The 19,267-nt window shown below is 68.5% G+C and carries 13 protein-coding genes; 8 read left to right on the top strand and 5 right to left on the bottom strand.

Features of this window, described 5'->3' with window-relative positions; all coding sequences use genetic code 11:
* Positions 1 to 85: 85 nt before the first annotated feature.
* From otsB to otsA, 3 genes are read left to right on the top strand one after another with little or no spacing between them, the layout of a single operon-like run.
* Positions 86 to 907: a trehalose-phosphatase gene (otsB, locus tag ATSB10_RS10885; protein WP_063672748.1), complete on the top strand. Its 822-nt coding sequence runs from the start codon at positions 86 to 88 to the stop codon at positions 905 to 907.
* Entirely contained in the window at positions 867 to 2,672 is a 1,806-nt protein-coding gene (locus ATSB10_RS10890; RefSeq protein ID WP_063672750.1) for a glycoside hydrolase family 15 protein, read from the top strand. Before otsB ends, ATSB10_RS10890 begins: the two co-directional genes overlap by 41 nt.
* On the top strand, positions 2,669 to 4,048 hold the full coding sequence (otsA, locus tag ATSB10_RS10895; RefSeq protein WP_063672752.1) for an alpha,alpha-trehalose-phosphate synthase (UDP-forming): 1,380 nt from the start codon (positions 2,669 to 2,671) through the stop codon (positions 4,046 to 4,048). The genes ATSB10_RS10890 and otsA overlap by 4 nt, the downstream gene beginning before the upstream one ends.
* A gap of 3 nt (positions 4,049 to 4,051) precedes the next feature.
* On the opposite strand, the gene pgeF is transcribed toward otsA, so the two are convergent.
* Together pgeF and rluD are read right to left on the bottom strand one after the other, a co-directional pair.
* Entirely contained in the window at positions 4,052 to 4,828 is a 777-nt protein-coding gene (pgeF, locus tag ATSB10_RS10900) for a peptidoglycan editing factor PgeF (protein ID WP_063672754.1), read from the bottom strand.
* Positions 4,815 to 5,795, bottom strand: a complete 981-nt coding sequence (gene rluD, locus ATSB10_RS10905) for a 23S rRNA pseudouridine(1911/1915/1917) synthase RluD (RefSeq protein ID WP_063672756.1) — start codon at positions 5,793 to 5,795, stop codon at positions 4,815 to 4,817. Before rluD ends, pgeF begins: the two co-directional genes overlap by 14 nt.
* A 71-nt stretch (positions 5,796 to 5,866) precedes the next feature.
* On the opposite strand from rluD, the gene ATSB10_RS10910 reads away from it, so the two are divergent.
* The gene (locus ATSB10_RS10910) at positions 5,867 to 6,691 is read left to right on the top strand and encodes an outer membrane protein assembly factor BamD (RefSeq protein ID WP_063672758.1); all 825 of its coding nucleotides are present in this window, start codon (positions 5,867 to 5,869) and stop codon (positions 6,689 to 6,691) included.
* Positions 6,692 to 6,884: 193 nt separating this feature from the next.
* On the opposite strand, the gene sucD is transcribed toward ATSB10_RS10910, so the two are convergent.
* On the bottom strand, positions 6,885 to 7,757 hold the full coding sequence (gene sucD, locus ATSB10_RS10915) for a succinate--CoA ligase subunit alpha (RefSeq protein ID WP_063672760.1): 873 nt from the start codon (positions 7,755 to 7,757) through the stop codon (positions 6,885 to 6,887).
* A 14-nt stretch (positions 7,758 to 7,771) separates the two neighbouring features.
* A complete protein-coding gene (gene sucC, locus ATSB10_RS10920) occupies positions 7,772 to 8,935 on the bottom strand; it encodes an ADP-forming succinate--CoA ligase subunit beta (RefSeq protein ID WP_063672762.1) in 1,164 nt (387 codons plus the stop codon).
* A gap of 326 nt (positions 8,936 to 9,261) precedes the next feature.
* Here sucC and ATSB10_RS10925 point away from each other — a divergent pair, with 326 nt between their 5' ends.
* The gene (locus ATSB10_RS10925; protein ID WP_063672764.1) at positions 9,262 to 10,899 is read left to right on the top strand and encodes a sensor histidine kinase; all 1,638 of its coding nucleotides are present in this window, start codon (positions 9,262 to 9,264) and stop codon (positions 10,897 to 10,899) included.
* Here ATSB10_RS10925 and ATSB10_RS10930 read toward each other — a convergent pair.
* Positions 10,892 to 11,851 (bottom strand): LacI family DNA-binding transcriptional regulator, encoded by a 960-nt coding sequence (locus tag ATSB10_RS10930; protein WP_063672766.1) that lies wholly within the window; start codon positions 11,849 to 11,851, stop codon positions 10,892 to 10,894. The two genes, ATSB10_RS10925 and ATSB10_RS10930, sit on opposite strands and share 8 nt — an antisense overlap.
* A gap of 364 nt (positions 11,852 to 12,215) precedes the next feature.
* Here ATSB10_RS10930 and pgmB point away from each other — a divergent pair, with 364 nt between their 5' ends.
* From pgmB to ATSB10_RS10945, 3 genes are all read left to right on the top strand, one after another.
* On the top strand, positions 12,216 to 15,257 hold the full coding sequence (gene pgmB / locus ATSB10_RS10935) for a beta-phosphoglucomutase (protein ID WP_063672768.1): 3,042 nt from the start codon (positions 12,216 to 12,218) through the stop codon (positions 15,255 to 15,257).
* 68 nt (positions 15,258 to 15,325) lie between these two features.
* A complete protein-coding gene (locus ATSB10_RS10940) occupies positions 15,326 to 17,845 on the top strand; it encodes a TonB-dependent receptor (RefSeq protein WP_063672770.1) in 2,520 nt (839 codons plus the stop codon).
* A gap of 86 nt (positions 17,846 to 17,931) precedes the next feature.
* Positions 17,932 to 19,197 (top strand): MFS transporter, encoded by a 1,266-nt coding sequence (locus ATSB10_RS10945; RefSeq protein WP_063672772.1) that lies wholly within the window; start codon positions 17,932 to 17,934, stop codon positions 19,195 to 19,197.
* The last annotated feature ends 70 nt before the right edge of the window (positions 19,198 to 19,267 follow it).

Raw genomic sequence — 19,267 nt, forward strand, 5'->3', positions numbered from 1 at the left:
CACTGGCCCGGAAGATGCGGACAGGGCCCGCCGATTCAAGCGATGCGCCTGGTCTTCACATGCTCCCGGCTACGCTGCCCGATCCATGAGCGCCGGCCTTCCTCCCTCCGACCTGCCCACCCCGCCCATGCCCACCATGGGCGAACGTTGGGCGCTGTTCCTCGACGTCGACGGCACTCTGCTGGAGTTTCACGACGACCCTGCGGCCGTCGCCGTCGAAACCGGGTTGAGCCGCCGGCTGCAGGCCGCGCACCGGGCGGTCCACGGCGCACTGGCCCTGATCAGCGGCCGCGCGCTGGCCGATCTGGACCGGCTGTTCAACCAACCCTGGGCCGCGGCCGGTCTGCACGGTCTGCAGCTTCGCCACGCCGATGGCTCCCGCCGCGACCTGCCGGTGGATCCGGCCGCCCGGGAACTCCTCCGGCGGCGCGCCCGACAACTGGTCCGGACGCTGGATGGCGTCCAACTGGAAGACAAGGGTGCCGCGATTGCCCTGCACTGTCGTCGCCAGCCGGATCGTTACGACACCCTCCTCGCCGCCGCGGCCGAACTGGCCGATTCGCTGGAAGGGTATGAGCTGCAGGCCGGCAACCTGGTGACCGAGATCAAGCCGGAGGGCATGGACAAGGGACGCGCCGTGAGCGAACTGCTCGAACGCCCCCCCTTTTGCGGCCGCCGACCGGTCTACCTCGGCGACGATCTCACCGACGAGCACGCCTTCGAGGTCGTCGGGCGGCGCGGCGGACTGGCGATCCGCGTCGGCAACCGGACGCCGACCGCCGCCCGCTTCACGCTTCCTAGTCCTGCTGCCGTGCAGCATTGGCTGAGTTGCGTCCTCGACGCGATCCAGCAAGGAGCCCCGTCCCATGCCCTCCGACCCGAAGGAGACTCCTCCGGCCCATCTTGAGCTCGGCGTGATCGGCAACGGTACCGTCGCCGCCCTGATCGATCGACGCGGGAGCATCGTCTGGTCCTGCCTGCCTACGTTCGATGCCGACCCGGCCTTCTGTGCCCTGCTCTCGCCTCGCGGCGGCGGCGGCGACTGGGGCATCGAACTGCTCGACCTGGCCTGCAGCGGGCAGCAGTACGACCCGAATACCGCCGTGCTGATCACCCGCCTGCACGACCACCATGGCGGCGCCATCGAGATTACCGATTTCGCACCCCGCTACCGTACCCACGGGCGGATGTTCCATCCGGTCATGCTGGTGCGGCGTGTGCGTCCATTGCACGGCTCGCCGCGCGTGCGCGTGCTGATGCGCCCGCGGAATCGCTATGGCGCCGAGGTACCGCAGGCCACCGGCGGCAGCAATCACCTGCGCTACCGGCTGGCCGACACTACCCTGCGACTGACCAGCGACGTGCCGGTGCCGATGATCGAGCGAGCCCTGCCGTTCGGGCTCGACCGGGCGGCACACTTCGTGTTCGGTCCCGACGAGACCCTGCACGACAGTCCGGCCGATTTCGTGTCGCTGGCCCTGAAGCGCACGCGCGAGTACTGGTTGGACTGGGTGCGCTACCTGTCGATCCCCTATGAGTGGCAGGACGCGGTGATCCGCGCCGCGATCACGCTCAAGCTGTGCCAGTACGAAGCCACCGGTGCCATCGTCGCCGCACTCACCACCTCGATTCCCGAAGCGCCCGGCACCGAACGCAACTGGGACTACCGCTACTGCTGGCTGCGCGATGCCGCCTTCACCGTGCGTGCGCTCAACCGGCTCGGCGCCACCCGTACGATGGAGAACTACATCCGCTACGTGTTCAACCTGATCGCCACCGACCGCGACGACGAGGTGGGGCCCGTGTTCGGCATCACCTTCGAACGCGAGCTGCATGAGCGGATCGAGCCGCACCTGGCCGGCTATCGCGGCATGGGGCCGGTGCGGGTCGGCAACGACGCCTGGCGTCAGCGCCAGAACGACGTCTACGGCTCGGTGGTGCTGGCCTCGGCACAACTGTTCTTCGACCGGCGCATCGAGCAGAGGGGTGACACCCGCACGTTCGAGCGCCTGGAGCGCATGGGACAGCTGGCGGTGCGCATGGCCGAGGAACCGGACGCCGGACTGTGGGAATTCCGCGGCCGCGCCGCCGTACACACCTATTCCGCGGCGATGTGCTGGGCGGCCTGCGACCGGCTCGCCCACATCGCCACCGAGCTGGGCCTGGACGACCGCGCCCGCCATTGGCACGACCATGCCGTGGCCTTGCGCGAACGCATCCTGGCACGCAGCTGGAACGAGCGCCTGGGCCATTTCGTCGATGCCTTCGACGGTGAACATCTCGACGCCAGCCTGCTGCTGCTCGCCGACATCGGCTTCGTCGATCCGATGGATCCGCGCTTCGTGGCGACGGTCGACGCAATCGGCGCGGCGCTCGGGCGGGGCGACTACTTGTTCCGCTACATCGCACCGGACGACTTCGGCACACCGGAGACCAGCTTCACCATCTGCACCTTCTGGTACATCGAGGCGCTCGCCGCGACCGGTCGCCGGCAACGCGCGCGGGAGATGTTCGAACTGCTGCTGGCACGCCGCAACCCGCTCGGCCTGCTCTCGGAGGATCTGGCGCCGGCATCGGGCGAGCACTGGGGCAATTTTCCGCAGACCTATTCGATGGTCGGCCTGATCCAGGCGGCGATGCGCCTGTCCCGTCGCTGGGAGGATGCACTGTGACCGGCGCCAAGGCCCAGGGGCGACTGGTCGTGGTCTCCAACCGGGTCGCGCTGCCGAAACAGACCGCCACCGGCGGCCTCGCCTCGGCGATGCGTGCGGCGATGCGCGAGCGCGGCGGTCTGTGGTTCGGCTGGAGCGGCAAGATCGGCAGCGACACCGGCCGCCTGCGCCGCGTGCGCGACGACACGGTGGAATACGTCACCCTGGACCTGTCCCGCCTCGACCACGACCAGTTCTATGCCGGCTTCGCCAACCGCGCGCTGTGGCCGCTGCTGCATTACCGCCCCGACCTGGTCGACTACCGGCGCGAGCAACTGGAGGGATACCTGCGGGTGAATGCGTTGTTCGCCGACCATCTCGTGCAGATGCTCGAACCGGACGACGTGATCTGGGTCCACGACTACCACCTGATCCCGCTGGCCGCCCGGCTGCGCGCCCGTGGGGTGAAGAACCGCATCGGCTTCTTCCTGCACACCCCGCTGCCCGCGGCGGCGCTGCTGATCGGACTGCCGCGCCACCAGGCGCTGTTCGAGACGCTGTCCGCCTATGACCTGGTCGGCCTGCACACCGCGCGCGACCTGCGCGCGCTGGAGGACTACTTCCTGCACGAGATCGGCGGCGCCATGCGCCCCGGCGGGCGTCTGCGCGGACCGGACGGGCGCAGTTTCCGCGCGGCGGTGTTCCCGATCAGCATCGATACCGCCCAGGTCGTGCAGAGCGCTCGCGAGGCAACCCACCTGGACGAAATCGCCCAGCTCGAGACCAGCCTGCAGGATCGCGCGCTGATCATCGGCGTGGACCGGCTGGACTACTCCAAGGGCCTGCCCGAGCGCTTCCGCGCCTATGACCACCTGCTCGAGCACCGTCCCGACCTGCATCGACGGATCAGCTTCCTGCAGATCGCACCGCCGTCGCGCGGCAGCGTGCCGGAGTACCGCCAGATCCGCCGCGAGCTCGAGCGCCTGGCGGGGCACATCAACGGCAAATACGCCGCGCCGGACTGGGTGCCGATCCGCTATGTCAACCAGTCCTTCCCGCATTCCCTGCTCACGGGCTACTACCGCACCGCCCGGGTGGCGCTGATCACCCCGTTGCGCGACGGCATGAACCTGGTGGCCAAGGAATACGTCGCCTGCCAGGACCCGAAGAATCCCGGCGTGCTGGTGCTCTCCCGTTTCGCCGGTGCGGCGGCCGAACTGGGCGATGCGCTGCTGGTGAACCCGGCCGATCCGGCCGAGCTGGCCGACGCGCTGGGGCGCGCACTCACCATGCCCTTGCGCGAGCGGCGCCAACGCTGGCGGGCGATGATGGACGTGCTGGAGAAGCAGGATATCGACGCCTGGTCGAAAGCCTTCCTCGAACGCCTGACCAGCTGAGGCTCAGGCCTGGTCCAGCCAGATCAGCGAGGCGAAGCGCCCGCTGCGGGCGCCGTCGCGGCGGTACGAGTAGAAGCGCGCATCGGCGAACGTGTCGAAGCCGCCACCATCGATGCGACCGACCCCGACGGCCTGCAGGGTGCGCCGCGCCAGGCCGGCCAGGTCGCACAACCAGTGGCCCGGGCGCGTCGGCGCAAAGCAGCTGACGCAATCCGCATCGCGGGCCAGGAAGGTCTCGCGGACTTCCTGGCCGATTTCGTAGCTCGGGGCGCCGATGCAGGGCCCGAGCCACGCGACGACCCGGGCAGGAGGCACGCCCATCGCCGCCACCGTCCGCTCCAGCACCCCGGCAGCCAGCCCGCGCCAGCCGGCGTGGGCGGCGCCGACCACTTCGCCGGCGAGGTCGCAGAACAGCACCGGAAGGCAGTCGGCGGTGAGGATCGCCAGCGAGCGCCCCGGCTCGCGGGTCACCGCCGCATCGGCGACCGGCTCGCCGGATACGGACGCGGCGCCGACCAAAGCCACTTCGCAGCCGTGCACCTGCTGCAACCAGCATGGGGCCGACGGTAGCGCCAGGGTGACCGCAACCGCCGCCCGGTTGCCCAGGACGACCTCGGGCGCGTCACCGCTGCGCAAGCCGAGGTTGCAACGGTCGAAGGGAGGCTCGGAGCTTCCCGGACCTTGTCGGGTGGTCACCGCGGCACGCACCCGCGCGGGTACCGACCAGCCGGGCACCACCCAGTCGGAGCCCAGGGCCCGCGGGCGATCAGAAGTCGTCATCGACCGGTCCGCGCTCGGCGAAATCCTGCCGCAGGGCGCCGATCAGCGCCTCGAAATCGGCCGGACGCGGCGCCGCGAACGCCAAAGCCTCGCCGGTGGCCGGATGCACGAACGCCAGCCGCTCGGCATGCAGGGCCTGTCGCCGGAAGCCGCGCAGCGCGAAGACGAGTGCGTCGGAGGCACCCTTCGGCAGGCGCAGGCCGCCGCCGTAGAGCGGATCGCCGACCAGCGGATGATGGATGTACGCCATGTGCACGCGGATCTGGTGAGTGCGGCCGGTTTCCAGGTTGCACTGGATCAGGGTGTGGGCGCGGAAGCGCTCGCGCAGGCGGTAATGGGTGACCGCGCGCTTGCCGTCCTCTTCGTCTCGCACGGCCTGGCGCAGGCGGTCGCCGAGATGACGGCCGATCGGCGCGTCGACCGTGCCGCCGGCAACCAGGGTACCCAGCACCACCGCCTCGTACTGCCGCTCGACGTCGTGGCGGGACAGCATGTCCACCAGCGCGGTATGCGTGGCCAGCGTCCTGGCCACCACCATCAACCCCGAGGTGTCCTTGTCGAGTCGATGAACGATGCCGCCCCGCGGCAGCTCGGCCAGTGCCGGGTCGTGGTGCAGCAGCGCGTTCAGCAGCGTGCCGGTCGGATTGCCCGCGCCGGGATGCACCACCAGCCCGGCCGGCTTGTTCAGCACCAGCAGATGCTCGTCCTCGTGGACGATGTCCAGCGCGATCGCCTCCGGCGCGGAACTGACCTCGACCTCGAGTTCGGCCTCCAGACGAACCTTCTCGCCGCCCTTGAGCAGCTGCCGCGGCGGCGCCTTGGCGCCGTCCAGGGTGGCTGCACCTGCCTTGATCCAGCCCGCCAGGCGGGAGCGGGAGTAGTCGGGGAACATCTCGGCCAGCGTCTGGTCGAACCTCCGACCTGCAGCAGCCAGCGGGACCACGGCCTCGTGGCGGATCAGGGTCATGCCCGCCCCCGCGAGGTCCGGCCGGTTTCGGCTATCATGCCTTTTCGATCAAACATCTGAATTCCTTGCCCATGCGCCTTTCCAAACTGCTCGTCGTGTTCGGTGTCACCCTCACGATGAGCGCCTGCTCGCTGTTCCACGGCAAGCGAGCCACTATCGACACGATGCCGCTGCCGCAGCTGTACGCAAAAGCGCACGGCGACCTGGAGAACAGCGACTACGCCGCGGCGGCGAAAGCTTATCAGCGTCTGATCGCGCGCTTTCCCTCCGGCGAGTACAACGAGCAGGCGCAGCTGGAACTGGCCTACGCGCAATACAAGGACAACCAGCCCGACGACGCGTATTCGACGATCAACCGCTTCATCAAGACGTATCCGACCAACAAGCACGTCGACTACGCCTATTACCTTCGCGGCCTGGTCAACTTCGGCCGCACCTCGGGCATCATCGAGCGCTACATCTCGCGCTCCGGCGCCGAGAGCCGCCGCGACCAGGGCTACAACCTGAAATCGTTCGACGATTTCACCGAGCTGACCCGCCGCTTTCCGGACAGCGCCTACGCCGCGGATGCCCGCCAGCGCATGATCTACCTGCGCAACGTGCTGGCCCAGTACGAGATCAACGTCGCCGAGTTCTACCTGCGCAACAAGGCCTACATCGCCTCGGCCGACCGCGCCCAGTACGTGGTGGAGCACTACCAGCAGGCGCCGCAGGTCGGCGACGCGCTGGCGATCCTTTCGCGCAGCTACCTGGCGCTGGACCAGAAGAAGCAGGCCGACGAGGTGCGCAAGGTGCTGGCGCTGAACTATCCGGACCACCCGTACCTGACCGACCCGAAGTGGCCGCACGCGCCGTCCACGCTGCGCAAGATGGTGCCGTTCTCCGGCCACCACTGACCGACGGGTCATCGAGGACCAGAAAGGCCGGCGAGCAATCGCCGGCTTTTTTGTGCCCGCGGGCGATGGCGGTGCGGGTCGCTCCGGCTCGCGGCGGGCTCGCCCGGGGCGAAGGCCCGCCGCCGGGAAACGGGCAAACAAAAAGGCCGCGCGATGCGCGGCCTTTTCGCGTCGGTGCCCGTGGGCGACCGGCTTACTTCATCAGCTTGGCCAGGGTCTTGCCCAGGTCGGCCGGGGACTTCACCGTGGTGACGCCCGCCTTCTCCAGCGCGGCGAACTTGGCTTCCGCCGTGCCCTTGCCGCCGGAGATGATCGCACCGGCGTGGCCCATGCGCTTGCCGGCCGGGGCCGAGGCACCGGCGATGAACGACACCACCGGCTTGGTCACGTACTCGGCGATGAACTCGGCCGCGTCTTCCTCGGCCGAACCGCCGATCTCGCCGACCATGATGATGCCCTCGGTCTGCGGATCGTCCTGGAACAGCTTCAGGCAGTCGATGAAGTTCAGGCCGTTGATCGGGTCACCACCGATGCCGATGCAGGTCGACTGGCCCAGGCCTTCGTTGGTGGTCTGGAACACCGCTTCATAGGTCAGGGTGCCCGAGCGTGACACGATACCGACCTTGCCCGGCTTGTGGATGTGGCCCGGCATGATGCCGATCTTGCACTCGCCCGGAGTGATGATGCCGGGGCAGTTCGGCCCGATCAGCACGGTTTCCGGATGCTGCGCCAGCACGTTCTTCACGCGCAGCATGTCCAGCACCGGGATGCCCTCGGTGATCGCCACGATCACGCGGATACCGGCGTCGATCGCTTCCAGGATCGAGTCGGCCGCGAACGGCGGCGGCACGAAGATCACCGACGCGTCGGCGCCGGTCTCGTTGACGGCTTCGTCGACCGAGTTGAAGACCGGCAGGCCGATGTGCTCGGAACCGCCCTTGCCCGGGGTCACGCCGCCGACGACCTGGGTGCCGTAGTCCAACGCCTGCTGCGCGTGGAAGGTGCCCTGCTGGCCGGTGAAGCCCTGCACCAGGACCTTGGTGTTCTTGTTGACGAGAACGCTCATGTTTCGATTGCTCCTCAGGCCTTGGCCGCAGCCACGGCTTTCTGCGCCGCATCGTTGAGATCGTCGGCCGGCGTGATCGCCAGGCCGGAGTTGGCCAGCAGCTCGCGGCCCTGATCCACGTTGGTGCCCTGCAGGCGCACCACCACGGGGATGGTCAGGCCGACCTCCTTCACCGCGGCGATGATGCCCTCGGCGATCAGGTCGCAGCGCACGATGCCGCCGAAGATGTTGACCAGGATGGCCTTCACCTTGTCGGAGGACAGGATCAGCTTGAACGCCTCGGTGACGCGCTCCTTGGTGGCGCCGCCGCCGACGTCGAGGAAGTTGGCCGGCTCGCCGCCCGCCAGCTTGATCACGTCCATGGTGGCCATGGCCAGGCCCGCGCCGTTGACCATGCAGCCGATGGTGCCGTCCATGGTCACGTAGTTGAGGTTGTGCTGCACGGCAGCGGCCTCGGCCGCGTCTTCCTGGGTCAGGTCGCGCATGGCGGCCAGGTCGGCGTGGCGGAACTCGGCGTTGTCGTCGGAATTGACCTTGCCGTCGAGCGCGGCGAGCGTGCCGTCGGCGAGGATCGCCAGCGGGTTCAGCTCGACCAGCGACAGGTCCTTCTCGTTGAACAGCTTGTACAGGCCCAGCATGATCTTGGTCAGCTGGCCGACCTGCTTGGCGTTGAGGTCCATGGCGAAGCCGAGCTGGCGGCACTGGTACGGCTGCAGGCCCTCGACGAAGTCCACCACGATGGTGTGGATGTCTTCCGGGGTGTCCTTGGCCACCTGCTCGATGTCCACGCCACCGTGCTTGGAGGCGATGAACGAGACCGACTTGGAGTCGCGGTCGACCAGCACCGACAGGTACAGCTCCTTGGCGATGTCGGTGGCGTCGGTGACCAGCACCAGGTTCACCGGCAGCGCGCGGCCGGCGGACTGGTAGGTCTCCATCCTGGTGCCCAGCATGCCCTTGGCGGCAGCGCGGACGTCGTCGAGGCTGCGGCAGAACTTGACGCCGCCGGCCTTGCCGCGGCCACCCGCATGGATCTGCGCCTTGACCATCCACTGCGTGCCGCCGAGCGCCTTGGCGGCGTCGACAGCAGCATCGGGGGAATTGGCAACCTTGCCCGGCGGTACGGTGATGCCGTACTGCGCGAACAGCTCTTTGGCCTGGTACTCGTGGAAATTCATTCGATACCTCGAGTGAATGGGGGACGTGTCGGTTCCACGCCATGGCGGCGGCGGGGATCCGGGAGAGTCGCTTCGGCAGTGGAGGAGCCCTGCCGGCACATGCACAGCGCAGCCGTGGCATCCGGCCGGCGCGCCCGGGGCGCGGGGACCGGTCACCGCAAAACGGCGCGATATGGCCGGGCATTTTCGCAGGCGCGGGGCCGGATGGAAAGGGCAGGCCGTCGCGCGAGCACGCTGCGCGCGGCCCGGCAGGGCGTCTATACTCGCGCGCAGATGCCCAGAAACCCCGCCGCGGAGTGCACCCGCCCGTGTCCAGCCCCGCCCTGATGCCTTCGCCGGCCCCCCGCCGGGCCACCACGGCCACGCGACACGAGCTGTTCTTCCTCAATTACTTCCGCCTGGCGCAGGCGGTGGTGTACGTGGCGCTGGCATTCGCCCCGGTCGACATGCGCTGGATCCGGCTGACCCACCCGGACCTGGCGCAGAGCGTGGTGATCGCCTACCTGCTCGCTGCCGTGGCCATCCTGCTGCTGACCCGCCGGCTCGCCGTGATCGCCCCGGTGACCGTATCGCTGACCCTGGTGGTCGACATCGGCGTGGCGGTGATGGCGGTGATCGCCATGCACGACGCACGCATCGGCATCGCGATGATGCTGGCGGTGAACCTGAGCGCCGGCGCACTGGTGCTGCCGCTGCGGCTGTCGCTGTTCTTCGCCTCCCTGGCCACGCTGGGCATGCTGGGCCACACCACCCTGGAGACCTCGCCCAACACCCCCATCGACAGCCATGAGCTGCTCGAGGCCGCGCTGTTCGGCCTGGCCTATTTCGCCACCACCACGCTGTGCCACGTGCTGGGCCGGCAACTGCGCGCCACCGAGGCGCTGGCCGAGCAGCGCAGCATCGACCTGGCCAACCTGGCCCAGGTGAACGAGCTGATCATCCGCCGCATGAAGACCGGCGTGCTGCTGGTGGACGACGCCAACCACATCCACCAGATGAACGAGTCCGGCTGGATGCTGCTGGGCAGCCCACCGGCCGACCAGCGCGACCTGGGCAAACTGGCGCCGGAGCTTTCGCGCCGGCTCTACCACTGGATGACCTCCGGCAAGCTGGACGAGACCGCCACCCAGCTGGCCGACGGCACGCCCGAGGTGGTGCCGCGCTTCACCCGCCTGGCACCGAACGACGATTCGCACGTGCTGATCTTCCTCGACGACACCTCGCTGGTGTCCCGCCGTGCCGAGGAGCTCACGCTCAGCTCGCTGGGCCGACTGTCGGCGTCGATCGCCCACGAGATCCGCAACCCGCTGGCGGCGATCCGCTACTCCGCCCAGCTGCTGGCCGAGTCGCGCAACATGCCGCCGACCGACCAGCGCATGGTGGAGATCATCAACAACCACTGCGTGCGGCTGAACGAGATCATCGAGAACATCCTGCAGTTGTCGCGGCGCGAGCGCTCGCGCCCGGAAACGCTGGACCTGGGCAACTGGGCCAATGCCTTCGTCGAGGAATATCGCCAGGGCAACGATCTCGGCGAGGACTCGCTGCGGGTGATCAACTCCAGCGCTCCCGTCGCCGCGGTGGCCGACCCGCAGCAGCTGCAGCAGGTGGTGTGGAACCTGGTGCAGAACGCCCTGCGCTATGGGCGCCTGCCGGGCGAGCCCGCCCGCGTCATGGTGGTGACCCGCCCGGGCGAGCACGGCGTGCCGATCCTGGAGGTGATCGATCGCGGCCCGGGCATCGCCCCGAAGGTGGCGGCGCAGATCTTCGAGCCGTTCTACACCACGCACGAGTACGGCACCGGCCTCGGCCTGTACCTGGCGCGGCAGATGACCGAGGCCAACCAGGCCTCGCTGGAATACGTTCGCGTGGCCGGCGGCGGCAGCTGCTTCCGCATCACGTTGACGCCCGCGCACGCGCGGCAGACCGGCGACCCGGCGATCGCCGACGAGAGCGTCAGGTAGCGCGCGCCACCAGGCTCACCGGCAACACCTGCGATTCCACCGGCTCGCCGGCGATCAGCGCCAGCATCTTCTGCGCCAGCAGGCTGCCGCCCGCCTGCCAGTCCTGCCGGACCGAGCTCAGCGCCGGCTGGAACGCCGCGGCCATCGGCATGTCGTCGTAGCCGACCACCGAACAGTCATCGGGGACCTTGCGGCCGAGCTCCTGCACCGCGCGGATGGCGCCCATCGCGAGCAGGTCGCTGCAGGCGAACAGCGCATCGAACGGCACCTTGCGGGTCGCCAGCGAGTGCACCGCATCGATGCCCGACGCGAGGGTGAATTCGTCCCGCCGCAGCAGCAGCGGCTTGATGCCGTGAGCGGTCAGCGTGTCCACGAAGCCGCTCAGGCGCTCGAAGATCTCCGGGTGGCTCGGATTGCCGACGAACACCGGATGGCGCCGCCCCTGGCGCAGGAAGTGCTCGGCCACCAGCCGGCCGCCCATGCGGTTGTCGCTGCCGACGACCGCGTGCGCGTCCTCGTCGCCATGCGCGCCCCACACCACCATCGGCAACCCCAGCTTGTCGAAGCGGCGCACCGCATCCTGGCGCACGCCCTGCCCGAGCAGGATCAGCCCGTCGGCGGCCTGCACCGCAGCCGCGGCAGCCCCCTGACGGGTGGTCAGCAGCACGCTGTACCCGGCCGCCGTGAGCTCCTGCGCGATGCCACCGAGCAGGGTCAGCGGATAGGGGTCGAGCATGGTGCGGTCGCTGGACGGCTTCATCTCCACGATGACCGCGACCGTGTGGCTGCGACGCAACCGCAGGTTGCGCGCACTCACGTTGAGCTTGTAGCCGTGGTCGCGCGCCAGCGTCTGGATCCGCTCGCGGGTCTCCGGCGTCACCAGCGGACTGTCGGCCAGCGCACGCGACACCGTGATCTTGGACACGCCGGCCAGCTCGGCCAGGTCCGCCATGGTGAGGCTGCCGGTGGGGCCCGGCCGGTCTTTGCGGGTTCGACTCAAGTATGTGGCCTCCGGGCCGGATTCCGGATCGGGCCAGGCGAGCCGGCCGCGTCCTGGCCAAGTGTGGCGATTTGCGGGCGCGGCGTCTAATCCGCCGCGCCGCCGCAACCAGGCCACATCGACACGGCAGCCCATCCCCGGAAAACGGCAGTCCGAAGCCCTTTGAAGACCACGAACGGTGAACCCTCGGCATGCTGTGCCGCACCAATGATATCGATGTCTTGATATCGATATCATTAGCTGTCATCGTCGCGCCCCGCCGGTCGGAACCAGACCGTCACGGCAGCCCGACCGAATGTCCATAGAGGGGTATCGCTTGGAAAAGCTCGACGCCGCGCCGGTGCCGCCACCGGCGCATACGCCACGCGGCGGTCAGCCCTGGCCATCGGTGACGGCAACATCGGATCCCTGGCGCGTCGTACGCCATGGCACCGATCCGGCCGGGTTTGCCCAGGACGAGAGCCTGTTCGCACTGGCCAACGGCGCGCTCGGCGTCCGCGGCGGACTGGAGGAGGCGCCCGGCGCCACCCAGGGCAGCTTCCTCGCCGGCGCCTGGGAGCGCAGCCCGATCGGGTACCACGAACGCTTTCCCGGCTTCGCCGCCCACACCGACACCCGCATTCCGGTGGCCGACGCGATCGGGATCCAGCTGCGCCTTGGCGAAGTCCCGGTGCGGCTGTCCGAAGGCGAATGGCTCGCCTTCGAGCGCGAACTGGACCTGCGCACGGGATGCTATCGCCGACACCTGCGCTGGCGCGCCCCGTCCGGGGCGACACTGGATATTCGCGCCGAGCGCCTGGTGCTGCTGGAAGAACCGGGCCTGCTGGCGATCCGCTACAGCGTGCAGTCGGGCGATTACGCCGGTCCGATCAGCTTGGAGTCCACCATCGATACCGGCCGCGACGCGGTCGAGCAGGGCTTCGATCCTCGCATCGGCACGCACGTGGACGGCGGCTTCCACACGCTGGCCGCGGCCGCCGACGAGCACCGCGCCTGGCTGGTCCAGGAAACCACCCACAGCGGCGTGCGCGTCGCCTGCGTACAGCAGCACCAGCTGGGCGACGCCCTGCACTGCCGCTACGGCGGTCATGCCCCGCACGGCGTGGCGCAGATCATCGAGGGCGAGCTGGCGCCAGGCCGTCCCGTGACGCTGGAGAAATACGCCAGCTACGCGTGGACCGCACCGCACGAGGACATCGATGCGGCCACCCTGCGCGACCGCGCGGATGCCGCCCTCCAGCGCGCCCATGACGCCGGCTTCGATGCCCTGCTGGCGAGCCAGGCCGCCACGCTGGCTCCGCTGTGGGACCAGGCTGATCTGGCGATCGACGGCGATCCCTCCGTGGAACAGGCGCTGCGCTTCAACCTGTTCCACGTCTACCAGTCGAGCAGCCGCGATGGCCGCGCCAGCGCCGCCGCCAAGGGACTGACCGGCGAAGGCTACGAAGGCCACTATTTCTGGGATGCCGAGGCCTTCATGCTGCCGGCCCTGGTGAACGTGGCGCCCGAGCTGGCACGCAGCATGCTGACCTACCGTCACGCCACGCTGGAGCGCGCGCGGCAGCATGCGCGCGAGATGAACCACGCGCGCGGCGCGCTCTATGCCTGGCGAACGATCAGTGGCGACGAGTGCTCGTCGTATTTCCCCAGCGGTTCGGCGCAATACCACATCAATGCCGCCGTGGCTTGGGCGGTCCGCCTGTACACCGATGCGACCGGCGATCACGCCTTTCTCATCGAAAAGGGCGCAGAAATACTGTTCGAGACCGCCCGCGTGTGGCTGGATGTGGGCCACTTCAACCTGCGCCGCGGCGGTGCGTTCTGCATCCACGCGGTGACCGGACCGGACGAGTATTCCGCCGTGGTGGACAACAACCACTACACCAACCGGATGGCGCAGAAGCACCTGCGCGATGCGGCGGCAGTGGCCCGCTGGATGGCCGAGGAGCGGGCAGCGGATTTCGATGCACTGGCCGCACGCATCGGGCTGGGCGCCGACGAGATCGCCGCCTGGACGCGCGCGGCCGATGCCATGTACCTGCCGGTCGACCCCGCCCTCGGCATCTTCCCGCAGGACGACGCGTTCCTCGACCGGCCGCGCCTGCCGCCGCGCCCGCGGGTCGAGGGCAAGCGCCCGCTGCTGCTGGAACTGCACCCGCTCACCATCTACCGCCACCAGGTCTGCAAGCAGGCCGACACCCTGCTCGCGCTGATGCTGGCCGGCGAGAACGTGGACCGTGCCACCAAGCGGCGCAACTTCGACTACTACGCGTCGGTCACGCTGCACGACTCCACGCTGTCGGCCTCCACCTTCAGCGTGATGGCCGGGGAAGTCGGTTACCCGGACGAAGCCTATCGTTACTTCCTGGACACCCTGCGGGTGGACCTGGACGATCTGCATGGCAACGCCGCGCACGGCGTGCACATGGCGGCGATGGCCGGCAGCTGGCTCGCGCTGACCTGGGGATTCGGCGGGCTGCGCGTGGTCGACGGCCTGCCCAGCCTTGCTCCTTCCCTGCCGACCGCCTGGACCGGCTATCGCTTCGGGCTGCGCTGGCGCGACGCGCAGCTGCGCGTGGAAGTGACCCGTCAGGGCGTGCGCTACACCTTGTCCGGTGCACGACCGCTGCGCTTCCGCCACGGTGGCGCGCTGCAGGAACTGGCGCCGGGCGGATCGATCGAGCTGCCGCTGGCGACGCCCGCGCGCCTGCCGCGCCCGCTCAAGGCGGTGATCTTCGACCTCGATGGCGTGATCGCCGACACCGCGGTGGTGCACGACGCAGCCTGGCGCCAGTTGGCGAGGGAGCTCGACCTGCCGTTCGACGAGGCCACCGGCGAGCGCATGAAGGGGGTCGACCGGCTCGGCTCGCTCGATATCCTGCTCGAACGGGCCGACCGCCGCTACGCCGAGCACGAGCGCCTCGCCCTGGCCGAGCGCAAGAACGGCTATTACCGGGAACAGATCGAGCGCTTCGGCCCCGAACAACTGCTGCCCGGGGCGCGCGACGCGATCGCGGCGACCCGCGCGGCGGGCCTGAAGGTGGGCCTGGCCTCGGCCAGCCGCAACGCGCCATTGCTGCTCGAGCGGATGGGCATCGCCGACCTGTTCGACCACGTGGTCGATGCCGGGCGCATCGCCCGCTCCAAGCCCGACCCGGAAATCTTCCTCGCCGCCGCCCATGGACTTGGCGTGGAACCCCACGAATGCCTCGGCGTGGAAGACGCCGCGGCCGGCGTGGACAGCATCCTCGCGGCCGGGATGGCCGCGGTGGCCGTGGGCGACTCGCCCGCGCTGGCGCATGCGGATGCGCGCATCCCGAACGTCGCCGCGTTCGATATCAAGCACTACACAACATGAAGGCGAACCGGCGGCCCCGGGGTGGGCGTCCGCCATCACAAACGATCCATCGTGGGGAGTACAAGCCGATGAACAACAAGCACCTGACCCGACTGGCCCTGTCCGCGGCGATCGCCGCCTGCCTGCTGCCTGCGATGGCCGCGGCCCAGGACGCCACCGCCACCAGCAAACCGGCCAAGAGCGCCAAGCCCAACGCCAGCGCCGCCAAGACCCTCGACCAGGTCGTGGTGACCGGCAACGCCGCGACCGGCGGCCTGAAGAAGATCGACACCAGCTACTCGGTGGTCAGCGCCAACGCCGAGCAGATCAAGATGGCCAACCCCAAGAGCACGGCCGACCTGCTGAAGATCTCCCCCGGCCTGTGGCCGGAATCCACCGGCGGCCAGACCGGCGCCAACATCGAGATCGCCGGCTTCCCGGGCGGCGGCGACGCGCCGTTCTTCTCGACCCAGCTGATGGGCTCGCCGCTGTACGGCATGCCCACGCTGTCGTTCTTCGAGACCACTTCGATCTTCCGCCTCGACGACACCGTGGACCGCGTGGAAATCCTGCAGGGCGGCCCATCGGTGGTGTTCGGTGACGGCCAGATCGGCGCGACCGCCAACTTCATGCTGAAGACCGGCACCGATACGCCCAGCGGCAGCATCGGCGTGACCTACGGCAGCGAGAACCTGCGCCGCGTCGACGGCTTCTACAGCTTCCCGATCGCCAACAGCTGGTATGGCACCGTCGGCGGCTTCTACCGCGACTCCGACGGCGTGCGCGATCCGAAGTTCTCCGCCGACAAGGGCGGCCAGTTCACCGCCACGATCAGCCACGACAGCGACAACGGCACCATGACGCTGTACGCCCGCGCGCTCAACGACAAGAACCAGTTCATCACGCCGATCCCGCTGATCCAGCACGGCACCGACCAGTTCAGCGCCTACCCCGGCTTCGATCCGCTGACCGACACCTACAACGGTCCGGAGATCCAGCACGTCTACCTGCCCGGCTACCCGGGCGGCGGCACCCACGCCAACCTGGCCAACGGCCGCGGCGCGAAGTTCAACTTCTTCGGCGGCAACTTCGACTACGACCTGGGCAGCGGCTGGACACTGTCGGACAAGTTCCTGCTCGACGGCGGCGACGTCGACACCAACGCGCTGTTCTCCGGCACCAATCCGGGCACGCTCAGCGACATGCTCTACACCGACGGCTCGAGCATCGGTGCGTTCAACCTGCCGGCCGGCTCGGCCACCGCCACCTACGTCAACGGCGGCGGCATGGTCGACCCGAACCAGAGCGTGATCCACCAGGGCTGGTGGTACATCCACAAGCACCTGAAGAACATGAGCAACGACTTCCGCCTGAGCAAGGAGATCTTCGACGGCAACACGCTCACCGGCGGCATCTACCTCGCCCACTACACGATGAACGACAAGTGGGCGCTGGGTAACCAGATGCTGATGACCAACACACCGAATGCGCGGCCGATCCAGGTCAGCTACCAGCAGAACGGCCAGACCATGTACCTGACCGACGGCCAGGGCTTTCTCGACTACGGCGGCTACAACATCGCCCAGCACGGCACCGCCACCAACAAGGCGTTCTACCTGTCCGACGTGTGGCGCGTGGGCAAGTGGCTGTTCGACCTGTCCGGCCGCATCGAGAACGAGGACGCGGTCAACAACGTCTGCAACCTGACCCAGCGGAACCTCGACGGCAACAACAACACGCTGTACGACAACAAGGTGCCGGTATGCGACGGCACCTACGCCCGCACCAGCTACAACAAGACCCACCCGTCGTGGACCTTCGGCGTGAACTACGAGCTCGCCGACAACATGAGCGTGTACTTCCGTGCCAACAAGGGTGCGCACTTCGGCGACTTCGACAACGCGCTTCGGGGCAACACCACCGGCAACACGCCGCCGCTGCAGAAGATCACCAACATCGAAGGCGGCTTCAAGTACCAGTCAGACATCGTCTATGCCGACATCAGCATCTACCACCGCCTGTTCGACGGTCTGGTCTACCAGCCGACCAACAACCAGGGCGTGCCGGTCGGCACGCAGTCGCTGTATGGCTCGGACTCCAAGGGCATCAACCTGACCGGTGCGGTCACCCCGTTCAAGAACTTCAAGGTGCAGGTGGTGGCCGACTACCTCGATGGCCACTACTCGCACAACAACTCCTGCTTCCTCTATACCGACCTGGCCAGCGGCACCACGCAGTGCATCAGCGTCAACGGCAAGCAGCTGCAGCGCCAGCCGAAGGTGCGCTTCATGCTGACGCCGAGCTACCGCATCCCGTTCGACTGGGGCGACGTCACCGCCTTCGTCACCTACACGCACGTCGGCCCGCACACCCAGGACCAGTCCGGCCTGCAGCAGCTGGGCAGCTACGACACCTGGGACTTCGGCGTGGTCGCCAACGTGCAGAAGAACTGGGAACTGCGCCTGCAGGGCACCAACATGACCAACGAGCTGGGCCTGACCGAGAGCAACTCGCGTATCTTCGGTTCGGCCGCCGGCACCGACGGGGTGATCCTCGCCCGTCCGCTGGAAGGCCGCGAGGTCAACGTGCAGGTCAAGTACAAGTTCTGATGGCCTGAGGGTTACCCCGGAACGGTCCGGGCCGCAGCGGCATCGCGGTCCGGACCGTCGTTTTGTCGACTGCCCGCGAGTACCGCATGAACCGATTCCGCATGATCGTCGCGCTGGCGCTGATCTACATGGTCTTCGCGATCCTGCTCAACAGCGTCGGCACGGTGATCCTGCAGTCGATGGCCAGCTTCGGCATCGACAAGCCGCAGGCCAGCCTGCTGGAACTGTTCAAGGACCTGCCGATCGCCATCACCTCGTTCATGGTGGCCTCGTTCCTTCCCCTGCTCGGCTACCGCCGGGCGATGATGGGCGCGCTCACCATCGTCGGCGGCGCCTGCCTGCTGATGCCGATGTTTCCCGGCTTCCACACCACCGAATTCCTGTTCGCCTGCGTCGGCGTGTCGTTCGCGCTGGCCAAGGTGGCGGTGTACTCCTCGATCGGCCTGCTCACCACCGATCGGGCCGAACACTCGCGCCTGACCAACACCATCGAAGGGCTGTTCATGGTCGGCGTGCTGGCCGGCGGCTGGCTGTTCAGCGCCTTCGTCGACCCGGCCGCCCCGGGCGACACCCGGTGGCTGCGGGTGTACTGGCTGCTCGCGGTGATCTGCGCCGCGGTGATCGCCCTGCTCGCCGCCTCTCCACTGGACGAATCGGCGGCCCGCGACCAGACCCCGCGCTCGGCAGCCTCCACCGTCGGGCAGATGCTGCAGCTGATGGCGCGCCCGCTGGTGTACGTGTTCCTGCTCTCGGCCTTTCTCTACGTGCTGATCGAGCAGAGCTTCAGCACCTGGCTGCCGACCTTCAACAACGAGATCCTCAAGCTGCCCAACGCGATGAGCATCCAGATGGCATCGATCCTCGCCGGCGCCACCGCGCTGGGCCGGATCGGCGCCGGCCAGGCGCTGCGCCGCGTCAGCTGGCACCGCCTGCTCAATCTCTGCGTGCTGGGCATGGCGGCGCTGGTGCTGCTGGTGCTGCCGATGGCACGCGGCGTCAGCGTGACGCCGGACGTGGGCTGGCTCAGCGCGCCGGCAGCGGCGTACCTGATCCCGCTGATCGGGCTGCTGATGGCGCCGATCTATCCGGTGATCAACTCGGTGGCGCTGAGCTCGCTGCCCAAGCCGCTGCATGCCTCGATGACCGGCCTGATCGTGATCTTCTCCGCCCTCGGCGGCACCCTCGGATCGCGCATCACCGCGATGGTGTTCGCCCGCTTTGGCGGTATCCACGCGTTCTATTTCTCGCTGGTGCCGATGACCCTGGTACTGGTGACGCTGTTTTTCTTCCGCCGGGAAACCGAGCGTGCCGGCGTGCTGGCGCCGGTGACCGTGGGTATCGGCGGCAAGTGATCCGATGATTGGCGCCGGCAGCGGCCGGCGCGACCTGCCCGGGGAGTCCGCATGCGCAGCTTCGCTTTCG

The organism is Dyella thiooxydans, assembly GCF_001641285.1.
In the GTDB taxonomy this organism is placed as follows: Bacteria; Pseudomonadota; Gammaproteobacteria; order Xanthomonadales; family Rhodanobacteraceae; genus Dyella_A; species Dyella_A thiooxydans.

Coding starts and splice junctions, on each gene's coding strand:
- otsB (WP_063672748.1), top strand. CDS start 86: ATGAGCGCCGGCCTTCCTCCCTCCGACCTGCCCACCCCGCCCATGCCC.
- ATSB10_RS10890 (WP_063672750.1), top strand. CDS start 867: ATGCCCTCCGACCCGAAGGAGACTCCTCCGGCCCATCTTGAGCTCGGC.
- pgeF (WP_063672754.1), bottom strand. CDS start 4,828: ATGACGACTTCTGATCGCCCGCGGGCCCTGGGCTCCGACTGGGTGGTG.
- rluD (WP_063672756.1), bottom strand. CDS start 5,795: ATGACCCTGATCCGCCACGAGGCCGTGGTCCCGCTGGCTGCTGCAGGT.
- ATSB10_RS10910 (WP_063672758.1), top strand. CDS start 5,867: ATGCGCCTTTCCAAACTGCTCGTCGTGTTCGGTGTCACCCTCACGATG.
- sucD (WP_063672760.1), bottom strand. CDS start 7,757: ATGAGCGTTCTCGTCAACAAGAACACCAAGGTCCTGGTGCAGGGCTTC.
- sucC (WP_063672762.1), bottom strand. CDS start 8,935: ATGAATTTCCACGAGTACCAGGCCAAAGAGCTGTTCGCGCAGTACGGC.
- ATSB10_RS10925 (WP_063672764.1), top strand. CDS start 9,262: ATGCCTTCGCCGGCCCCCCGCCGGGCCACCACGGCCACGCGACACGAG.
- ATSB10_RS10930 (WP_063672766.1), bottom strand. CDS start 11,851: ATGGCGGACCTGGCCGAGCTGGCCGGCGTGTCCAAGATCACGGTGTCG.
- ATSB10_RS10940 (WP_063672770.1), top strand. CDS start 15,326: ATGAACAACAAGCACCTGACCCGACTGGCCCTGTCCGCGGCGATCGCC.
- ATSB10_RS10945 (WP_063672772.1), top strand. CDS start 17,932: ATGAACCGATTCCGCATGATCGTCGCGCTGGCGCTGATCTACATGGTC.